General features: G+C 46.8%; 3 protein-coding genes (1 of these 3 running past the window's edge). All 3 read right to left on the bottom strand.

The genetic code is table 11. From position 1 onward, the window contains the following. Tightly spaced (each overlapping or abutting the next), the 3 genes in view from HP399_RS10925 to HP399_RS10915 form a layout consistent with a single transcriptional unit that may run on beyond the window. Positions 1 to 1957: the beginning of a non-ribosomal peptide synthetase gene (locus HP399_RS10925; RefSeq protein WP_173617110.1), read on the bottom strand. It extends 19502 nt beyond the left edge of the window; only the first 1957 of its 21459 coding nucleotides appear in the window; it begins with the start codon at positions 1955 to 1957; the stop codon falls past the left edge of the window. Further along, positions 1954 to 13872 carry an SDR family NAD(P)-dependent oxidoreductase gene (locus tag HP399_RS10920; RefSeq protein WP_173617109.1) on the bottom strand — a complete coding sequence of 3973 codons (11919 nt, stop codon included), beginning with the start codon at positions 13870 to 13872 and terminating at the stop codon, positions 1954 to 1956. Before HP399_RS10920 ends, HP399_RS10925 begins: the two co-directional genes overlap by 4 nt. Next, positions 13869 to 22124: an SDR family NAD(P)-dependent oxidoreductase gene (locus HP399_RS10915; protein ID WP_173617108.1), complete on the bottom strand. Its 8256-nt coding sequence runs from the start codon at positions 22122 to 22124 to the stop codon at positions 13869 to 13871. The genes HP399_RS10920 and HP399_RS10915 overlap by 4 nt, the downstream gene beginning before the upstream one ends.

The following is a 22124-nucleotide window of genomic DNA, read 5'->3' as shown; positions in this document are numbered from 1 at the left end:
CAGATGTATAAATCACATAAGCCAGATGGGTTGGGTTTACTACCCGGTTGAGCGTTTTTTGTCGCTGGGCTGTCTGCTCAACCTCTTCCCAATCCCTGTCTAACAAGATGCATTTCGTATTTTCTCCTGCGGCTGAAGATACCTTGTCCAAAAGGCGAGTCTGGGTAAGCACTAAATTGCTCTTGCTGTCTTCCAACATGTATGCCAACCGCTCTGTGGAATAGGTTGGGTCCAATGGAACATAAGCGGCGCCAGCTTTCAGAATACCTAAAATGCCGATGACCATTTCCAAGGAGCGTTCGACACAAATCCCTACCGTAGCTTCTGGACCTGCTCCCTTGGCCTGCAAATAGATCGCCAGCTTGGTAATCTGTTCATCCAGTTCACGGTAGGTCAACGACGTATTTTCATAAACAACAGCCACCGCATCTGGCGTTTGCTGGACTCGCTTCTCGAACAAGTCATGGATACATAAAGCCTGTGGAAATACCGCTTCAGTCGCATTCCACTCAACGAGCAGCATGTTTCGTTCTTCAGCAGAGATAAGCGGTATCTCATCCAAAGCGATGTCAGGATTTTTGATGACTTCGTTTGCGATATTCTGATAATGCTCTGCCATCCGCTGTATCGTCGCTTGGTCAAATACATGTGGATTGTATTTCAGATTCAATACAAACTCGGCTTCCTGCTCAAACACCTCTAACTCAAATTCATACTCACCTTCTTGATGAACACCCTCAATCAATTCGATGGCAAGCTTGTTTTGACATTCATCATAAAATCGCTGCAAGTTTTGCGATTGCAGAAAATTTTGGTACGTAAAGATGATATCGAATACGGGTGAATTTCCATGAAGGCGAGGAATATTTGCCTCGCGAACCATCGCTGGAAAAGGATATACAGCGTGATCCATCCCGTCAATCAGCGTAAGCTGCAATTCCCGAATGAAATGGGAGAAAGACTTTTCCCCTGTTACCTGACTGCGAATGGGGATCATATTGACAAAATAACCGATCAGGGAATCGAATCTCTCTTCTGGACGCCCCATCGTCGGCATGCCGACAATCACATCGATTTGACCTGTATAGCGATACAATAAGGCTTTAAAAATCCCTAACAAGAGAACAGATGGGTTCATGCGGTAATGCTTGGAGAGCTGCTTCACCTGTTGACTCAAATCTCGTGAAAATACGTGCGTAAAAACCTGTCCTTCAAAGCTTGGTGCAGAAGAACGCGGGCGATCGGCAGGAAGCTCCAGTTGTGGTAACGTACCTGACAATTGCTCCAGCCAGTAAGAACGATGTTCCCCACCTTCCGTGCTTGCCATCATGTCCTGTTCCCACTTTACGAAGTCAGCGTAATCGGTTGAATTCAGTGTTACTTTTGGCTGCTTTCCTTCAACCAGCTCGATATAGGTATGGACCAATGCTTGTAGTAATAACAAAGAGGAATGTCCGTCAAATATCATATGATGAATCGTAATCAGGACAAAATGCTCTTCTTCCGAACGCGACAATAGATGAATGCGAAGCAAAGAACCCTTTTCCAATGAAAAGGGTTCTTTTACTTTTTGCCTGAGATACGGCAATACATCCTGGGACGTTAGGTGTGAGATGTCCTCCTGCTCAATGGCAAGCGATTGCTCCAGATGTTGAAGCAGATACGGAACACCATGCTTTTCTATAATCGAACGCTGTAAAATCGGATGCTGTTTTCGTACAAGGTGGCAAGCCTGAATAAATAAGGCTACGTCCCATTTCTGACGGATGCAAAAGCATAACGGAACATTATAAGCACTCATCGTAGGAGACATTTTTTGCAACATCCACAATCCTTGCTGCCCGACGGACAGAGGACTTGTAAACGATGGGTTTTCCAGCTCCAGAAGCTTCTCTTTGACTTCCGCAGCAGACAGCTTACCTTCTTTGTAAGCCATGAGAATTTCCCGTCGCATCATATCATCCCTCCTTTGTCGATTAACTGTTCGATCTCTTCTAAGCTTAGTAGGCCTTCTTTGAATTTTTGCAACATATCGACTCCGAGATTCTCCGTCCGTTCACCACTATCCTGAGACATTGTTTCTAAATCTGTAGTGGAAGCAATCTCTTTATGACTCCACTCTTTTATTTTTATCGCAAGTAGATGGGCCAAGGACTTCATCGTCGGGTTCTCCAGTACTTCCCGCCCTCTGATCTTGATGTTCCAGCGATGCTCTAAATGACGAATCAGCTTGGTAACCATGATCGAATCCATGCCATAGTCCAAGAAATATTTGTTTGGCTTAATTTGCCCTTCCGAAAGGTGTAATTCACGTGAGATAAATTGTGCCATATCACGCTGAATGTTTTCCTCTGTTGGGCTGTCCGGGTTGATAGCAATCGCTAACGTCGCTTTTTCCATAGGTTGAGTGATCGTTTCAGTTCCAAGCTGCTCCTCCTCACCCTCGGAAGTGGAGAGCCAATAGCGTTCTCTCGCAAAAGGATAGGTAGGCAGAGATATCATGCGACGCTCTTGTGGATGCAAGGATTCCCAAGGAATTTTACCTCCCTGCGTCCAATGAAGGGCAAGCTTTTCCAGATTATTTTCTGCTAAAAGAACCTGCAATACGGTATCTCCTACCTTGCCTGAAAGAAGATTTCTCACTCCTGCATGCTCTTCTTCGAGATCTCCTGTATAGATAGGAATCGATGCAGTTGGCTCACTGCCTTGTTCGACCGCTTCCAAATACGTCTGTAATCCATGAATCAGCTCATCTCGATCTTGAACCACCATAGCCAATCTGCATTCCATAGCCTCTCGTTTCATTTGAAGTGTGTAGGCAAAATCCGCCAAGGAGAACGCTTGCTGCTTGGCAAATACAAGCATCTGCTGGGCTACGGCACGCAATCGCTCAGCATTTTTTGCCGAGAAAACCACAATCTGGGGTGAAGTGGCGGAAGAACTGGATTTCCTCTCTGTCTGCGCCGGAATATATTCTTCGAGAATCAAATGAGCATTTGACCCGCCTGCTCCAAATGAACTGATCGTCGCCCGGCGTGGAACCTCTCGTTCTTCTCCATTGATTCTCACCACTGGTCGATCCCACTTTTGTCGATCTTTTTGCAAATAAAAAGGCGTTTCTGCAAAATTGACATGCGGGTTCAACGGCTCCGCTTTTATAGAGGGAACCAACTCCTGATGCTGTAGCTGCAAGATTACCTTTGTCAGCTGAGAAATACCGGAAGCTGCTTCTGCGTGACCGATATTCGATTTTACCGACCCAATTCCACAAAACTGAACATCGTCCGTCTGCTTCGAAAAAGCATTCGTTAACGCCTTCAACTCAATCGGATCTCCCAGCAGCGAGCCATTTGCGGCGGCTTCCACATAACTGATCGTCCGTGGATCAATGCCCGCTCTAGCAAAATTTTCTTCTATCAATTGCGCTTGTGCTTGGGGATTAGGCACGGAAAATCCATTGGTACGTCCGCCATGATTGGTCGCGGCTGATTTAATAACGGCTAAGATGGAATCCCCATCCTCCATCGCTTTTGCTAAAGGCTTCAATAGTACAGCGCCTACGCCTTCTGCTGGTAAATATCCGTCTCCATCTCCAAAACTTCTACTGTCTACGTGGCTTCCAATCATTTGGGCCTTACTTAAGCCTAGGTATTTCTTAGGATGAATCGAAACATTCACGCCACCAGCGATAGCAAGCGAGCTTTCTCCCTTCATCAAGCTTTCGCAGGCATGATAAATGGCAATAGCAGATGAAGAACACGCTGTATCAATCGCCATGCTTGGACCTTGTAGATTAAAGAAGTAAGAGACTCGGTTGGCAATCGAATGGTAGGAAGAGAGGGAAATGATAGAACCCTTATCCATATCCGTATCAAATGCGTGATACGGCTGATACATCGCCCCTACATAGACGCCCACTCTATTATCATATTGACGTTGTAACACCTCTCGCGTGTGTCCTGTGTCCTCGAGCAGATTCCACACGGTTTCCAGGAAAAGGCGCTCCTGAGGGTCCATCATTTCTGCTTCTCGTGGAGAAATATGGAAAAACAGCGGATCAAATTGATCGACACCGTCTATGAATCCGCCCCATTTGCTGTATGCTTTTCCTTGTCTGTTCTTATCCTCGTCAAAATACAAGCTGTGATCCCAGCGCCCTTGCGGAATCTCTGTAATGCAATCCTTGCCGTCCCGCAAATTGTTCCAGAACTCTTGTATATTGGAAGCCTGCGGATAGCGACCAGAAATACCGATTATCGCAATGTCTAGGTCAGATTTTGTTTGTTTATTTTCCTGCTTATGGGTAACACCCCGTGAGAAGCGACGGCGATGCTCTGTTATGGAGTCAGCAGTAGGCAGTACATGAGCAACATTCTCTACTGTACTTGTCTCTACGGTTTTCCCAGCCCCTATGATTTCGATGATTTTGTCTCCATGATGTGTCAAAAGATAGCCTGTCAAATCCTCTATGTTTTGGTATTCATAGAGCAACGTTTTTGACAACGAACCGAATGCTTTTTCCAATTGATTGGTCAATTGCATCGCCATGACTGAGTCGATCCCGTATTTCTCTAGAGGAGCATCCTCATCGATTTTATAAGCTGGGAGCTTGATAACAGCAGAAATTTCCTTTTTCAGATACTCCCTTACTTTTGCCCGAAGCACATCTTGTTGCCCAACGGAAACAGGCTGTTCTTTCTCCGTTTTTGCAGGGGTACTTGCGCTCTCTGCTGGTTGGAACTGTTGTATGAACCGATTCTGGTATGCATCTACCAAGTATTGCGAGACAGCAAAAAGCGTCGGGTACTCTACCCATACAGTTGGAGTAAGATCAAGCTCATAGGCTTGATTCAGCTTGTTTGTAAATTCGGTCAGCTTAATCTGGTCAAAGCCGTACTCATGGAGCTCAGCGTGGATTTCAATATCCTCTCTATCAACCTTGAGCAAATCAGCGACCATTTTCAGCAAAGACGCTTGAACCTCGCTTTGCGTCAATGAGGTCACAGAGCCCCCCATCAGCCTTTGCTTCATTCGTACAAGATCGCCTTCCATGACCATCAACTGATCTTGTCCCGAAGCTAACCCCCGATACAAGCAGTTGATACCCGAAGCCGTCTGCATAGCAACCATGCCGAGGTCGTCCCACAATCTCTTTTCTGTCTCTTCGTCTACCTGCATTCCGCCCTCTTTCCACAGAGGCCAATTGATGGAGATAGTCTGCCCCTGCCGTTCGCCTAGCGCGATCTGTTCGTTGCGGTAAGCGGAGTAGGTATCCATAAAGGCGTTGGCCGTTGCATAATCTGCTTGGCCCATATTGCCCAAGCTTCCAGCCGCTGAAGAAAAGAGCACAAAGAAATCCAGATTCAGTCCCTTAGTCGCTTCGTCTAAATGAATGAGTCCCGCAACCTTTGGCGCGAGAACTGCTTGTACTTCTTCTTTGGTTTTCTTCAGGATAAAGTTGTCGCGAGTCACGCCCGCCCCGTGAATGATCCCGTGAAGATCGCCAAACTCTGCTTGAATGCTTTGGATCAAATCCTCTACGGCCTGTTTCTGCGTGACATCCACTTGGCGATATTCGATTCTTGCCCCTTTATCCGCAAGCTTACGAAGCTTTGCTTGCTTCTCCTCAGTCAGCATAGTACGTCCCGTCAAAATCAAGGTGATGCCATGAGCTCTCGCTGCCATTTCTTCGGCAAAAATAAGTCCCAAGCCACCTGCTCCACCCGTGATCAAATAAATCCCGTTGTCTTTCCACGGTTTACTTACTTCATCCTGTGGAGCTGCCACTTCACTCCATCCCGCCATGTACCTTTTCCCGAACTGATAGCGAATCTGGCAGTCTGTAGGGCAAAGGCTGTTTGCTTTCAGCTTTTCCGCCAATCCCGCTGAATCTTCTGTTGAATCGATTTCGATCAACTGTCCGACTACTTTCGGGTTTTCGATCTGTGCAGTTTTCAACAGACCAGCTATACCAGCAAACAGTCGTTGTTCCGATCGGAGAGGAACAACGATCTGAATCAGTACCTTCCCCTTTGGTTTTGCTTGAAGAAGAGCTTTTATTTCTTCGAAAACCTGAACAGCATACGCTTGGAATCGTTCCGCTATTCCTTGCTGATCGGATTGCAATACAAGGAATCTCGCATCATTTATCTGAGATGAAATGCTATCCCAAGAAATCTGCCCTGGTTCACAGAGCATCACCACATGCTGTTCATATTCAGGAGCTTTGGCTTCTTTAGGAATGGCTTGTTCGATCCAAGCAGGCTGTAGCATCAACGTACTAGTGATTTTGCTTGATTCCCCTGTACCTTTACTTTTTGCAAATCCGGCAGCTTTTTCACCTTCGAGCACCCTCGTTGTGAATCCCTTCATGCTTACGCAAACCTTGCCTTGCTCATCACACAAATCAATGTCGAGCTTCTGCACGTTTTGCGTAGCTGCATTGCCGTCACTGTATCGAACCAACGCCCATACAGCAGTTGTCGAAGCACTGTAAATGTTCAATTGTTCTAAGGCAAAAGGCAGGGACGGCTGAAGGTCGGTAGTGCCCATCATAAAACCGAGCGATGCCTGTAACGCAGCGTCCATGATACTCGGATGAAGGACAAATTTTCCTGCTGTATCCGTAACTGAGGAAGGCAAGATCAGCATCGCCAGCACTTGGTCTGGCCCGACAAACAGCTTCTCAATCCCTTGGTGTGATGGACCGTATGCCAGTCCTATCGCATGAAACGTTTCGTAGCATTGGCTAAAGCTATAACTACTCGCTGTGCATTGTGCTTGAATGGCAGAAAGGTCGAGCGTTGGCGCTTCCATAGCTGATCGTAGTACTGCTCTTCCCTGGCTATGTACTACTAGATTCTCCTGAGCCTCCCTTGACTGGCTGTAGATTTCAAAAGCGATTTCATCATTCTCTTCCGGATATAGTCCCGTGTGTACTTGGATCGGTGCCTCTTCCACAATAACTGGTTTCGCCCACACAATATTTTTCAATTGAATCGCCGACTGGTTATCAGATCGGACACCTGCTGCCAAATCCACAGCCACTCGTGCCATCTCCAGATAAGCTACCCCAGGCAAGACCTTTTGCCCCTTCACGACATGATCTCTAAGGAAAAACTCCTGCCCAGTAAACGTCGAACTGTGCCGTTGTTCCGAAAGTGTAGACGTATTTTGATGCAGCATGGGATGCAGAGTAGCCAGTGCTCCTGCTGCGATCAGACCAATGTCGTGTGACTCCACCTTTGGCAGCCAATAGCGCTCTCTTGCAAAAGGATAAGCAGGTAAGCTGATTCGGCGAGGCTTCGTATCCCCGTAGAGTTTGTTCCAGTCAAAAATCAGTCCCTGTACCCACATCCGCAAAATCTTTGCGTATTTCCCTTTGGTGATCCATGTATCGATTGCCTGTTGCAAATCCTCATCTGCTGCAAATACATCCATCGTTTCTTTATTCCGCTTTACTTGACCCGTGAACAGGTCTTGTCCATCATCCTCATCTTCCAGATAACTCGTTAGCTTTGCTTCAAGCTCAGAGATTGATTTGACGGTCACAGCAAACCGCTCTTCCATCGCCTCGCGTCCTACTTGGAGAGTATAGGCAATCTCTGCTAGTTCGTTGTCCCTCAGCACTTGCTCCCGAATAGCAGACAACAACCGCTGTACCTGCTCCCGAAGACGGTCTTTGTTCTTCGCTGACAATACGATGACAACTGAATTTTTTGCCGAGATGCTGATTGCTGGGCGGTGTTCCTCTTCGTTGTATTCTTCAATGACGAGATGAGCATTTGCTCCTCCCGCTCCAAAGGAGGATAACCCCGCAATCCTTGCATATTCTCTCGTTACCCCATTGATTTCAATCACGGGACGCTTCCATTCCGCCAGCTCTTGCTGCACCACAAATGGAGTCTTGCTAAAATCAATGTTCGGGTTACGTGTGCGGGAATGCAGGGACGGAACTAACCTCTTGTATTTCATTTGCAGCAATATCTTGGTCAACCCTGCTATCCCTGCCGCACTCTCTCCATGCCCGATATTTGACTTGGCCGAACCAATCGCGCAGAACTGATTCTCCTTCGTGTATTCCTGAAAGGTCTTCGTCAATCCGGCAATTTCAATAGGGTCTCCTAATGAAGTCCCTGTACCGTGTGCCTCTATATAGCTGACCGTTCGCGGGTGAATTCCTGCTTCTTCAAAAGCTCGACGAATCACCCTTGATTGAGAATGAGGATTGGGAACCGTATAACCATTCGTTTTTCCACCATGATTAATGGCGCTTCCTTTGATCACGCCATAGATGTGGTCTCCATCAGCGATTGCTCTTGCCAGAGGTTTGAGTAATACCGTTCCGACACCTTCGCCAGGTACATATCCGTCGCCGCCTTCCCCAAAGCTTTCGCATCGGCCTTTGCTGGAAGCGAACTTGCCCTGCGACAAATACAGATATTTGTTTGGATGGATAGAAACATTCACACCACCTGCGATCGCAACCTCACATTCGCCGCGTTGCAAGCTGTGACACGCTAAATGAATCCCCGTCAACGAAGAAGAACACATCGTATCGACCGCCATGCTCGGACCGTGGAAATTGCAAAAATAGGAGACGCGGTTAGCGATGGAAGCTGGACTTCCCGCAATCGTAAGCGCTCTGCCCAATGCCTGTTCAGCGGACGCATAGAGCTGGTATTCCTCGTACATAACACCTACGTAAACACCTACATTGCCTCCCAAGCCTTCGTGCTTGCCAAGAGCATCGCGCGTATACCCTGCATCCTCTATCGTTTCATAGACACACTGTAAAAATAACCGCTCCTGTGGGTCCATCAGCTCTGCTTCCCGTGGGGAAATATGGAAGAATAGTGGATCAAATTGATCGACACCATCTATGAAGCCGCCCCATTTGGAATACGATTTACCGATCTTGTCCTTCGCTTCATCAAAGTACAGACTGTGATCCCAACGGTCTTTTGGGATTTCGGTAATACAATCCTTGCCGTCGCGCAGATTTTTCCAAAAGTCTTGTATATTCCATGCTTGCGGATAGCGTCCAGAGATACCAATAATGGCAATGTCCAACGCTCCTTTTTCTCGATGGGTTTCCATTCGCAGGGACGAGAATCTTTGAGACTTGCGTTTTTTGCTCCTGCGCTCTGTCTCGGCTGTCCTTTCGTCCACAATCGTTGCTTCTGGCTCTTGCGTGAGGGAGGCTTCCGCATTTTCCCCCATCCCCAGGATGTGCATCAGGCTCTCACGGTAATTTTCAAGGAAAAATCCTGTTAATTCTTTTATCGTTTGGTATTCAAAAAATAACGTTTTTGGTAACGAACCAAATAGCTTTTCTAACTCCTTGGTCATCTGCATAGCCACAATGGAATCGACACCGTATTTTTCCAACGAGGTGTCTGCTTCCATTTTATTTGCTGCCAATTTGATGACGGAGGAAAGCAGCTTTTTAAAATAATGGGTTGCCTGTTCCATCAGTGAGGAGGAATCTACGTCCTTCTCCTTTTCGAAAGTAACGGCAGCTTTTGGCGCTTCTACTCCTGATCCAACAGATTCATTTGCGATCTTGCGCGTAGAAAAGCCCTTCATCCGCACCTGGACATTCCCGTTCTCGTCACATAAGTCGATATCAAACTTCTCCACTTTATCTCCAGCTTTACTGCCTTCACTGTAGCGAATGAGTGCCCACATGGAAGCGGAGCAAGCACCTACGATCTCCAATTCCTCAAGAGCAAAGGGAAGGATCAGCGAAAAATCACTGGTTGCCATCATCAAGCCAAGCGAAGCCTGTAGAGCTGCGTCGAGCAAACTCGGATGCAGACCAAATTGCCCTTGGCTCTTCACCACGGAAGTAGGTAGCGACAGCTTCGCCAGCACCTGCCCCTGACCGATCAAAATTTGATCGATCCCACGATGTGCAGGCCCATAGTCGACTCCCATCTTTTTGAAAGCCTCATAGCATTGTTCTGCGCTGAGTGTGCTTATCTTGCACTGTTCCTGCAATACGGAGAGCTCGAATGATGGGATATCTGGAATCGAACACAACACGGCACTTCCCTGACTGTGTACAATCTCTGCCGTTTGATTCTGATCTTCCTTGCTATCGCTGTAAATTTCAAAAACAATTTCACCATTCGCCTCAGGATAGAGTTCGATATGTGCCTGAACGGGTTCTGCCCCAACAGCCAAAGGTTGAGTCCAGACCACATTTTTGAAACGAAGTCCGTCCTGTTCTTGCTCCGAATCAAGACCTCCCGTCGCCAACTGTATTGCTGCCCGTGCCATCTCCAGATAAGCCGCGCTTGGCAAGACACGTTGACCCTTAATGACATGGTCAGTCAGGAAAAACTCCTGTCCCGTAAACGTGGAGCTAAACCGCTGCTCCATGAAATTAGATGTATTTTGGTGCAATAAAGGATGAATCGAACCCACCCCTGCGCTACTGCTAACAGACTTGGCTTCGATCCAATAAGATTCCTTGGCAAAAGGATACGTTGGCAAACTGATACGACTCGGTCGCTCTTCCTGATAAAGCTTGTTCCAATCGATAGGTAAGCCCTTCACCCACAGGTCGAGAAGCTTGCTATATTTACCGCGTTCCATCCACCTCGCAATCGTTTCTTCCCATTCATCATCGGACGTCAAAATATCCAGCATTTCCTGATTTCGGTTTACCTGACCACGATACAAATCAGCAATATGCTCTTGCCCTTCTACATAAGCTGTTAGTTTTTGTTGCAACTCCTTCATAGAGCCAGCAAGGACAGCAAGACGCTCTTCCATGGCTACACGTCCTATCTGAAGCGTGTACGCCATGTCTGCTAAGTGCGCATCAGATAAGGAATGTTCTTGGATAAAAGCTAACAACTGCTGTGCTTTCTCATACAACCTCTCCGCATTCTTTGCTGACAAAACAAGAATAGCTGGGTTCTGAGGGGTGATCATCCTACTGGATCGCTGTTGCTCTTCCGCAATATATTCTTCAATAATCACATGGGCATTGCTTCCCCCTGCACCAAACGAGGAAATCCCTGCAATTCGTGGATATTCATTGGTTGTGCCATTGATCTCTACAATCGGTCTTCTCCATTCCGCCAACTCTTGCTGAACCACAAACGGAGTCTTGGTGAAATCAATATTGGGATTGAGCGTGCTGGAATGTAAGGAAGGCACTAATTGCGCGTGCTTCAACTGCAATAATATTTTCGTTACGCCAGCAATTCCTGCCGCACTCTCACAATGTCCAATATTCGACTTCGCTGATCCCAATGCGCAGAACTGTTTGTCCTGGGTGTCTTTTTCAAAGGCGCGAGTAAGTCCAGCAACCTCGATCGGGTCGCCCAGCTCCGTTCCTGTTCCGTGTGCTTCCAGATAACTGACCGTTCTTGCATGTACCTTGGCACGTTGTAAGGCATCTGCCACTAATTGCGCCTGTGCCTGCGGATTCGGAACAGTATAGCCATTCGTTTTCCCACCGGTATTCATCATGCTTCCTTTGATGACTCCGTAAATATGGTCACCATCGGCTATCGCCTTATCCAAAGGCTTCAAGACGATAGCGCCCACACCCTCTCCATCCACAAAGCCATCCGCTTGATCGCCGAAGGATTTGCATTGATTCGTAGGAGAGAGCATCGTCAAAGCTGACAATTTCATATAGTGGACAGGATCGACAATGAGATTGACTCCCCCTGCGATTGCACACTCGCTTGTACCGCTGTACAGGCTTTCCAAGGCGAAATGAATCGCTGTGAGAGAAGCGGAGCAAGCCGTATCCACCGCCACACTTGGACCTTGAAAGTTTAATAGATATGAGAGTCGGTTCGCGATCGACCAATAAGTGGCTCCCGTCGGATAATTACCATTCATCACGCCGACAAAAACGCCTACTTTTCTGCTTTCACACAGAGTTGTAGGCGTATATCCAGCGTCCTCAATACTCGCATAGGCTTCTTGTAAAAATAACCGTTCTTGCGGGTCCATCTCCTCGGCTTCTTTTGGGGAGATTTGAAAAAATAAGGGATCGAATTTATCCATATCCTCGATAAATCCGCCCCATTTTGTATACATAGATTCCTTTTTGCCTTTTTCTTCGTCAAAATAGTTCTTCCAATCCCAGCGATCCTTAGGGATTTCAGAAATGCAGTTTTTCCCCTCTTTTAAATGATTCCAGAATTCATCCACATTTTTCGCCTGCGGATAACGCCCGGAAAGACCGATGATCGCCACATCCCGCACCACAGATAAAGGCGAAATGGATTCCTTGCTCTCTTGTTCCCGAACGGATAAAAAGCGTCTCGTTTTTCTCACAGGAAGATTGGTGTACGCCGTTGAAGCAGAGACGGTCATTTCCTCATTCTCTATCTCGCTCGGATATGTTTCGTCAATTGCTTCTTGTGCTTCAAATCCTATTACCTTGATCAACGCTTCCTTTTGCGTCTCTATGAGATACTCTACCAAGGCATCAATCGTTTGATACTCGAAAAATATCGTACTGCTCATATTCGAAAAATCTTTGCGAAGCGAATTGGTCAATTGCACAACCAGAATCGAATCAATCCCATATTGTTCTAATGGGGCTGATGATTTTATCTGTTGGGTCGGAATTCTAAGCGTTTCACCAATTAACTTTTTGATATAAGCCGTACTTTTTTCACGAAGCAATGCCTCAGTGACTCTGCCTGACTTTTTCGCTGGTGTTGTGCGAACAGGCACTTGTTTTTTGAGTGGCTTCACCTTCAACTTTGAGGCTTGCTTTTTTGCAGGCGAATACGCAACTGTAACCGCCGACTGCCTCGGTTGACTGCTGCGACGAATAACCCCATCACTTTCTGCCACAATAATCTGTTGGCATAAATCCAATTGCTCTTCAGCTGGCAAGAAAACAGATCGGTATCCTACCTTCTTCAACACCTTTTGCCATGTTTCAACCGTTAACAGGGGGCAACCGGGAATACGCCATTCTGGATCATCATAGCGCCACCAACCATCCAGCAAGCCAAACGTCAAGTGAGCAAACAAGGTATTGCTGGTCAACTCATTCAGAATCAGTAAGCCATTTTTCTGTAAAATTGTTTTGGCGTGGTGTAAGGTTTGGCTAATATTTTTCGTAGCATGCAAAACGTTTGTTGCAATCACCAGATCATAGGTATCCGCAGCGATATCCTGATCCTCCACAGGCTTTTCCACGTTAAAAATCCGATACGTGAGATATGGATTTTCGGCTCCGTATTCTTTTTCGGCGTGAAGTAAAAAGGCTTGCGAAATATCGGTATAACAATATTCCTCGATATGCTTCTGAAAGGGGTTTAGCCTTGGCAGTACGATCGAACTAGTTCCACCTGTACCCGCCCCGATTTCCAAAATTCGAATCCGCGCAGAAGCATCTTGCTCCGTACGCTGCTTCACATAGGTAACAATCGTATTCGCGAGCACTTCGTTAAAGTAGTCCGCAACCTCGTTGTGTTTATAAATCCCTTCCACCAATTCCATCGAGGAATTAGGGAACATGATCTCTGTAGCGGGAATCTTTCCTAGTAAAATCTCTGGCAGTACACGCATGGTTGCCTCAACCAGAATCACCTGAGCTTTACTATTCGGTTCGTTTAGCCATGCTGTTTTTTCTTCCTTCCATTTTTCCCATGCTGTATCGAGATCGATAGGAGTGGCATCGTTTGCGATGAGTGACTCTCCATCGTACACAAGATAATGGTTTTGCACGAGAACGGCTATGCTTTCTTCCAACCATTTGCCGTACCTATCATGCAATTTGGCTTTGAGTTCTGCTATTGTCTGTTTTTTTACCGTGAACAGCCCGATTGATTGTAATTGACCATAGAGTAGTTCACTGAGAAGCTTATCCATTGTATTCATTTATAAGCCTCCATTTCAGATTGTCTGCGTTGAGACGAAAACGCTAGTTTGGGCATATCATTCTTTACACGTTCGATGTGGGATACCAGTTTTTCTGGATAGATGTGAATTGATTTATCCGGATTTATCGTAAGCATGGCCTGTGATCTCGTTGTTTTCACCAACGCGACCTGATTCATCGGTCCAGCAAGCAGGTTTTCCAAGGCCGCCATCGCTTCGCGAGGTTCAATGGAGCCTAATCCTGCCTGTGCCATCCTCTCCTGATAATCCTTGGTGGCAACAATGCCTACGTTCGCCCAGTATCCCCAATTCATAACCTTCACTGCACTGAGGCTATGCAACGAAAGCTGGTGCGCGAATATATCTTTAAACGTACAACCTGACGCATAATTGCTTTGTCCAGGAGACTTGGTAAATGAATTGATGGATGAGAAGAACATGACAAAATCCAATGGCTCCCGATCAAATACTTGAGCAATCCGCACGCTTACATCTACCTTTGCCGAAAGTCCGGCACGGAAGCGATCTTCGTCCATATTTGCAAGACTTTTATCTAGCAGAACAATCGCGGAATGAATGACTCCGTTCACTTGTTTATATCGTTTTTTAATCTCTTCATAGGCAAAATACAAGGACTTGCGATTCGTCGCATCCGCCGCAATATAGACGGGAGCAGGTCCGAGCGTAGCCAGTCGATCCACTTTGGCTTGAATTTCTGCATTCTTTTCTCGGCGTCCAATCCAGATGATTTGCGCTTGATACGTGCTGATCATGTATTCGCTCCAGACTTCGCCAATACCGCCAGCACCTCCAATCACCACATAGACTCCACCCTGTCTGTAGGAAGCCGGTTCCCATTGTGGTTGACGCAATGGAATCAATTCCTGACGATACCATTTCCCTCCGCGGTAAACCGATGCATTCCCCTCAGCATCTGGCGGAAGTGTGAAAACCTCTTCTATTGGCCAAGCACGACCAGCTTCCAGATCAACAAGTCGGATACGCCAGCTTGTGTATTCTTTTGCCATCGAACCGACTAATCCGTAAAGGCTGGCATGAATAGGATTGACCACATCGTTTGGATGAATCGGTTGGGTCTGGAAGGTTACGAGACTCCATCCTAGCTCCTTGGTATCGTAGCCCAATTTGAGCAGGGCTTTTAGCAAGCGAAACACATGAAATACACCGCGCTCCTGCTCGATGATAAGTGCCTCTTCTGCCAAGTATTCTAAATCAATCCATGGCGCAATCCAGATGATATGATCAATCGAACCAATCTGCGCAAGCTTCACCGCTATTTCATCCATACTTTCTGCGGGTGTAATCTCCATAACAGCTGCCCGAGGATAGCGTTGTTGAACAAGGCTTCGGTTCTCGTCATCTGCACAAACAATCAGAATCTGATCGCTTGCAAGTGGCATTTCCGAACCTCTGGTCAACACAACCTCTTCCCATACAGGGCTGAGCAGCATGGTTCCAATCAGCGATTCGCTGGAGGTCTCAACTGGCGCTTTTGTTGCTGTACGATGGGTTTGAATCTCTCTTTCCAATACCCGATATGTGAATCCCTTCATACGTACACAAATCGTTCCAGTGTCATCACATAGATCCATATCGTATTTTTCTACCTTATCCCCTGCTTGGCTGCCGTCACTGTAGCGCACATATGCCCACATCTCAGAGGTGCACGGGCTGATGATTTCAATCTCCTCCAGGGCAAAAGGCATCACTGGCTTGCGTTTTGCCATACTATCCGACGACATCACATGACGGGAAGAGAGTGTCAACTCCACAGAGGCCTGCAAAGCTGAATCCATCAAGCTTGGATGCAAGACATACTGATCCTCTGAGCCGGTGACCGACAACGGTAGAATAAGCTTTGCCAAGACTTGTCCAGGCCCGACATATACCTTGTCTATTCCTTTATGTCCGGGTCCATATTCAATGTGAATCGCTCTGAAGAACGCATAGAATTCCTCGGATGAAATCACCTGCTCGCTGCACTGCTCTTGCAAAACAGGCAAATCAAGCATTTGCAACTCCGCGTGCGGGGTAAGCACAGCATTTCCTTGACTGTGTACCACGATCTCGGCATCACTACCCTCTGCCTCGCTATAGATTTGGTAGGATACCTCACCATCTTCTTCGAGAACGAGACCCGTATGTACCCGAACAGGCTGATCGCCTACAACGATCGGGCGAGCCCATACGACATTTTGTAGTTTAATTGCCGTATCCCCGTGGGCGTTCTCTCCTACAGCGTGCTCCATCGCGGTTCTTGCCATCTCCAGATAGGCAACTCCCGGTAACACCCGCTGCCCTTTGACTACGTGATCCGCCAAGAAAAACTCTTCTCCCGTAAAGGTGGAGCTAAACCGTTGCTCAGAAAAAGTAGAAGTGTTCTGATGCAGCATGGGATGTATCACGGACGCTGTGGTAGTTTTTGCCGTTCCCCTTGCATTTGCTTTTGTTTCACTCTCCATTACCCAATGGCGTTCTTTGGCAAAAGGATACGTGGGAAGTGAAATACGAGAATACGGATCGTTCGCAAACAGCTTGTCATAATCTAATCCATATCCCTGCCCAAACAATTCCGCGATCACAGACAACTGCTCCAAATATTCACTTGCCTGACTCGTCACATGCAGATTCTCGATGCTTTGATTTCCGTAACGTTTCAATGCGGTTTGTTCACGATGATCTTTTTCATGTAACTCGGAAACAAAAGCCTGAGATGCTTTTCCTGTTTCCAGCCACTTTTTCAAAAGCTGAACTAGCTCAGCTGTATGTTGAACGATGCAAGAGAAGCGGTGATGGAAATGTTTTCTGCCTACTAACAACGTATAGCTGATATTTCCACAATCCGTCTCCGGTGCTTTTTCGCAAAACGAATGCAATTGGGCAACCTGCTGGCGTAGCTGTTCAAAACTACGAGCCGATAACACAATCAAATAGCCTGGCTTTTTCGCATGATTCTGCTCTACTTGAGGCGCCTCTTCGATTACCATATGCGCATTTGTACCGCTGGCTCCAAAGGAACTGATCGCCGCACAACGTTTGGCTTGCGACTCCACTGACCATTCCTTCAGGCTTGTATTGACATAAAAAGGGCTGTCTGCAAACTTAATGTTTGCGTTTCCTGCTTCAAAATGCAGGGATGGCGCTAATTGTTTGTGCTTCAATGACAAAAGGATTTTGATAACCCCTGCAACACCTGCTGCGATCTGGGTATGACCAATATTCGTCTTGATCGATCCAATCGCACAAAATTCTTTTTTATCCGTATAGGCCCGAAAAGCACGAGTGAGCGCTTGATATTCAATCGGATCTCCCAGCTTGGTTCCTGTTCCATGAGCTTCTACCATCGTAATTTGCTCAGGATTGATGTCGAATGTATCGTAGACATTGCGTTCCAAGCGCTCCTGAGATTTCGCACTTGGCGCCGTAATCCCATTCGTCATCCCATCCTGATTGATTCCCGAGCCTCGAATGACACCATAAATATGGTCACCGCAAGCAATAGCTTCCGAGAGACGTTTCAGTACAACGACACCAGCGCCCTCCCCCGTCGCAAATCCATCGGCACGCTCATCAAACGTATGGCAGCGTCCTGTCGGTGACAGCATCCCTGCTCGCTTGGCAGACAAATAAAATCCTGGCGTAGATTGAATGAAGACACCACCTGCCAATGCCATGTCGACCTCACCTGTCCGCAAGGCTTGGCACGCCATATGAATCGCCACCAAGGAACTGGAGCAAGCCGTATCAATCGTGACGGCAGGTCCCTGCAAGTCCAGATGATAAGCAACCCGAGCAGGCACAATGGACTCCATATTTCCCCAAAAAGCTTGGGCAGGAGGATTCTCTCCCACGAGACGATCGTAATCACCTTTGGCACATCCTGCGTAGACGCCGCATTGGATTCCTTGCACGCCTTGACCCGCATAGCCAGCATCCTCCAACGCTTTCCAGGATTCCTCTAAAAAGAATCGTTGCTGCGGGTCCATATAGTCAGCTTCTAAACCGGAGATGTTGAAAAAAAGCGGATCAAACAAGTCAATATTTTCTACAAGCCCGCCGTATTGATAACCCTCTGCCTCATTCAGACCGTACTCCGATAAATCCCAGCGAGTCACTTTCGTAAGTAAATCCGAACCGTTCACCAAGTGATCCCATAAGTCGTCAGCGTTGTTAGATGAAGCAAACGTACCGCTCATTCCAATAATCGCAATAGGTTCAGTGAGGAACGAAGCTTTTTCTGACACGCTCCCTTTTTCCTCTGAAAGCATAGGAGCTGCTTGAATGAATGGCTCGGTCTGAATAGCAGAGACGAAATCTTCCCTCTGCTCAGATAGACTGATCTTCTGCCCTAACGCTTGAGCAATGACCGCTTTGTACTCAGACAAAATATAGCTTGTTAGTTGATTTACCGTACTGTAATCAAAAAGAATCGTCGTCTCAATTTCAATCATCAACGCTTGATTGATCTCTTGAACCAATCTAACGCCAAGAATGGAATCCAATCCATAATCTCTGAAAGGCTCGTCCACATCGACCGAATCGACATCGACTTCCAATGCAGTGACCAGCTTTTCAATAATCATATCTTTCACATAATCCGTCACCGTCTGCTCGGTCACCACAGACTGGCTTCGGATGTTTTGGGACGCTGGCTGCGAAGAGACTTTCCCTTCTACTTTTGCCTGCTGAACCGTCTCACGTGCGATAGGCGAAACACTCGCACCGACGCGAACATCAGGGTGAAGGACGCCATCGCTTTTTCCAAGGACAATCTGCTGTCCCAGATCATGAGCTTCCCGAGCTGGAAAAGAGATCGTGTGAAATCCTTCATTTTCCAGTACCTTTTGCCAGCATGCCGGAGTTAAGGCAGGAGAACCAGGAATACGTACATCCGTATCTTCAGACAGCCACCAGCCCTCCAAAAGCCCAAAGGTCAGATGAAGGAACAAGGAATTACTGCTAATCTCATTTAAAAGAACCAAACCGTTTTCTCGCAAAACAGCTTTGGTATGGCGCAAGGTTTTGCGAATATCTTTGGTGGCATGCAACACGTTAGCCGCAATCACCAGATCGTAATAGCCCTCTCGAACTCCTTGCTCAGCAAAAGGCGCTTCCACATTAAAAATTTGATAGGTCAGATACGGAACGTGCGGTCCATATTCCTTTTGCGCGAACATCAAAAATGCTTTGGAGATGTCGGTATAGCAATATTCTTCAATAAACTCCTGATAAGGCTTCAGCTTTTCAAAGACAAACGTGCTCGTTCCGCCCGTTCCCGCACCAATCTCTATGATGCGAATTTTTGCAGAAGGATCTTTTTTCAAGCGTTCTTCCACATAAGTTGCGACTGTTTCCGCGAGCACTTCATTGTAGTGATCCGCCACCGGGTTATTTTTATAAATATGTTGGACCAATTCCATAGAAGAGCCGGGAAACATAACATCCGTAGCAAGTTTCTTGCCTGTTACAATGTGCGGCAGAGATTTCATCGTAGCTTCCAGCAATCTTATCCGCACTTCCAGATTGGCATCCTCACGCCACGCCACCTTGCGTCGATCCCATTCTTCCCATACAGCTTCTACCTCGATCAAAGTCGGATCAACCACCAGGCATTGCTCTCCATCAAAGCCATCAAGATAGCCATGACGAGTTAACATCGCCATACTTTCTTCCATCCATTTTTCATAACGGTGATGGAAGCCTGTTTTTGCCTTAAGGTCGGCGACATTCACACTCTTGTCAGTAAACCAACCGATGGACTGCATTTGCCCCCATAACAGCTTGCAGAGAAGCTCGTCCATCTCCTTCCACAATTCGGGGTGGGTATTGGGCAAGCGATCCTGTCTCTCTGTTTTGGGCAGCCAATAGCGTTCCCCTCTAAATGGATAGGCTGGCAGAGGCACTCGGGTGTATCTGCCGGTTTTATATAAGGAACTCCAATCCAGCTTGTATCCCTTTATAAATAAATCAGCAAGCGTGGACAGCTTCTCTTTCCTTGCGTGGGTGGTTAGCGAACTGTTCTCTGCTACTTCTGTCATTAATTTTTCTCCGAACTCTTTCAAGCTCTTGTCTAGCCGCACGGAATCCGTTTCATCCTGGACAAAATAATCAGTAGATGTTCCCGTTTCTTTTACTTCCGCAATTTTTTGCCGCAATTCATCTACGTCTTTGGCAATAAACATGCAACGGTGTGATAAATGACTTCTTCCTGTGAACAAGGTATAGGAAATATCTTGTTCGTGAAAACGTCCCGCTTCTTTTGCTAACCATTGGGACATTTCATCCAGTTTTTGCGTGAGAGCTGACTCGCTCTTGGCTGAAAACGGGAACAAGTAATACGCTCCTACTTGCTGATTGCTTGATTGCGGTTGTACCGTCGGAGCCTCTTCCATAATCAGATGACAATTGGTTCCGTTCGATCCTAGAGCGCTCACACCTGCTCTTCGCGGAGTGGCCCTACTGGTATTCCATTCTCTGAGCTCGGTGTTGATAAAAAAGGGACTTCCGTTCAATTTGATATGCTTATTGACTTCCTTGACGCTGATCGTCGGCGCGATCTTCTTATATTTCATCGCCATGACAACTTTAAACAGACTCGCCAATCCCGATGTCATCGTAGTATGACCGATGTTGGGCTTATGTGAGCCAATCGCGCAAAATTGCGCTTTATCCGTAAACGAACGAAATGCTTCAATCAATGCCTTCACTTCAATAGGGTCACCCAGTTGCGTTCCTGTCCCATGTGTCTCGATATAACTGATCGTCTCCGGATGAACCCCTGCATTTTCATAGGCATCCACAATCAATTCTTTCTGGGCAAGCATGCTCGGTGCTGTAATCCCGTTTGATTTTCCTGTCTGATTCACGGTCGAGCCCTTGATGACAGCATAAATATGGTCGCCATCTTCCATTGCTTGTGCAACTGGCTTCAGTACGACTGCTCCAACGCCTTCTCCAAACACCATTCCGTTTGCATCATTGTCAAAAGTGTTGCAAGTCCCATCGGGCGAGACCACCCCCATTTTCGAGGACATCGCAAAAAATTCAGGGGAGCTGTGTATCGCCACTCCTCCTGCAAGAGCCATTTCGGTTTCTCCCCTACGAAGACTGTCGCAGGCTAAATGAATGGCTACCAAAGCAGAGGAACAAGCTGTATCTACTGCGAGACTTAGTCCCTTGAGATTTAGAAAGTAGGAGAGTCTTGCTCCTAACATCGACATTTCATTGCCTAGCATCGTTTGTGAAGAGACACCTTCGGCCAACATGGATTTCTCTTTGTAGTCTGAATGGCGCCCCCCAACAAACACACCTACTTTTCTCCCGGATAACTGTTCACTAGAGTATCCGCTATCTTCAAAAGCTTTATAGGATTCTTGCAGGAACAACCGTTGTTGAGGGTCCATACTTTTTGCTTCATCAGGAGAAATATTGAAAAAGGATGCATCAAATTGATCAATGTCCTTGAGTAGACCGCCGTAATATTGATCCGCTTCCCAGCCACTGCGCTTTATTTCCTCGATACAACTGTCGCCAGACGCAAGATGTTCCCAGAACGCTTCCACTGAATCCGAGCCAGCAAATCTGCCTGCTATTCCGATGATCGCGATATCAGAGTGGCGAATTTCGTTTCTTGTATGATTTATATGATTCCGTTCATTTCCGAAAACAGTAGGCAGGATTTGGCTGTCATCTGCTGCCATCTCTGTTGCAAATTGCAGAGAGATATATGCAGCCAGCTCACCCACCTCTGTATAGTCAAAAATCACTTCTACGCCGAGATGAATCCCCAAGTCAGCATTGATTGCTTCTATTAATTCGACCGCCAACACAGAATTGATCCCCAGCTCGATGAAACTTTTATCGAAATTCAAGGTTTCCACAGGTGTATCCAATAGCTGAGCAATGATTTTACCTATCTTGCTCGCAATCGTTGTTGAACCGTTATCGGCCTGGGTACGATCTGTTGTTGGAGCGATTTCCTGATATTTTTCGAAAATGTGCGTGGCTAGTTGTTTGGTATTCTCATGATCAAAAACGACCTCAATCCCCAAGTCAATGCCTAGCTTTTCATTAATCATCTCTATCATTTCTACAGACAAAACCGAGCTGATACCTAGCTCCACAAAGCTTTTATCGAAATCCAAGGGATTCGTCGTATCTTTTAATAAGTCGGTCATTACTTCTTTCACAATGGTTTCCATATCATGAAATGAATGAAAAAGTACCTTCAT

Source organism: Brevibacillus sp. DP1.3A, assembly GCF_013284245.2.
Classification (GTDB): Bacteria; Bacillota; Bacilli; order Brevibacillales; family Brevibacillaceae; genus Brevibacillus.
The sequence above is the reverse complement of the archived record's forward strand: the minus strand, read 5'-3'. Positions and strand labels throughout refer to the sequence as shown.

What these genes read in the sequence shown, in the direction of transcription:
- HP399_RS10920 (WP_173617109.1), bottom strand. Translation starts at nt 13,872, where the DNA reads ATGAATACAATGGATAAGCTTCTCAGTGAACTACTCTATGGTCAATTA.
- HP399_RS10915 (WP_173617108.1), bottom strand. Translation starts at nt 22,124, where the DNA reads ATGAAGGTACTTTTTCATTCATTTCATGATATGGAAACCATTGTGAAA.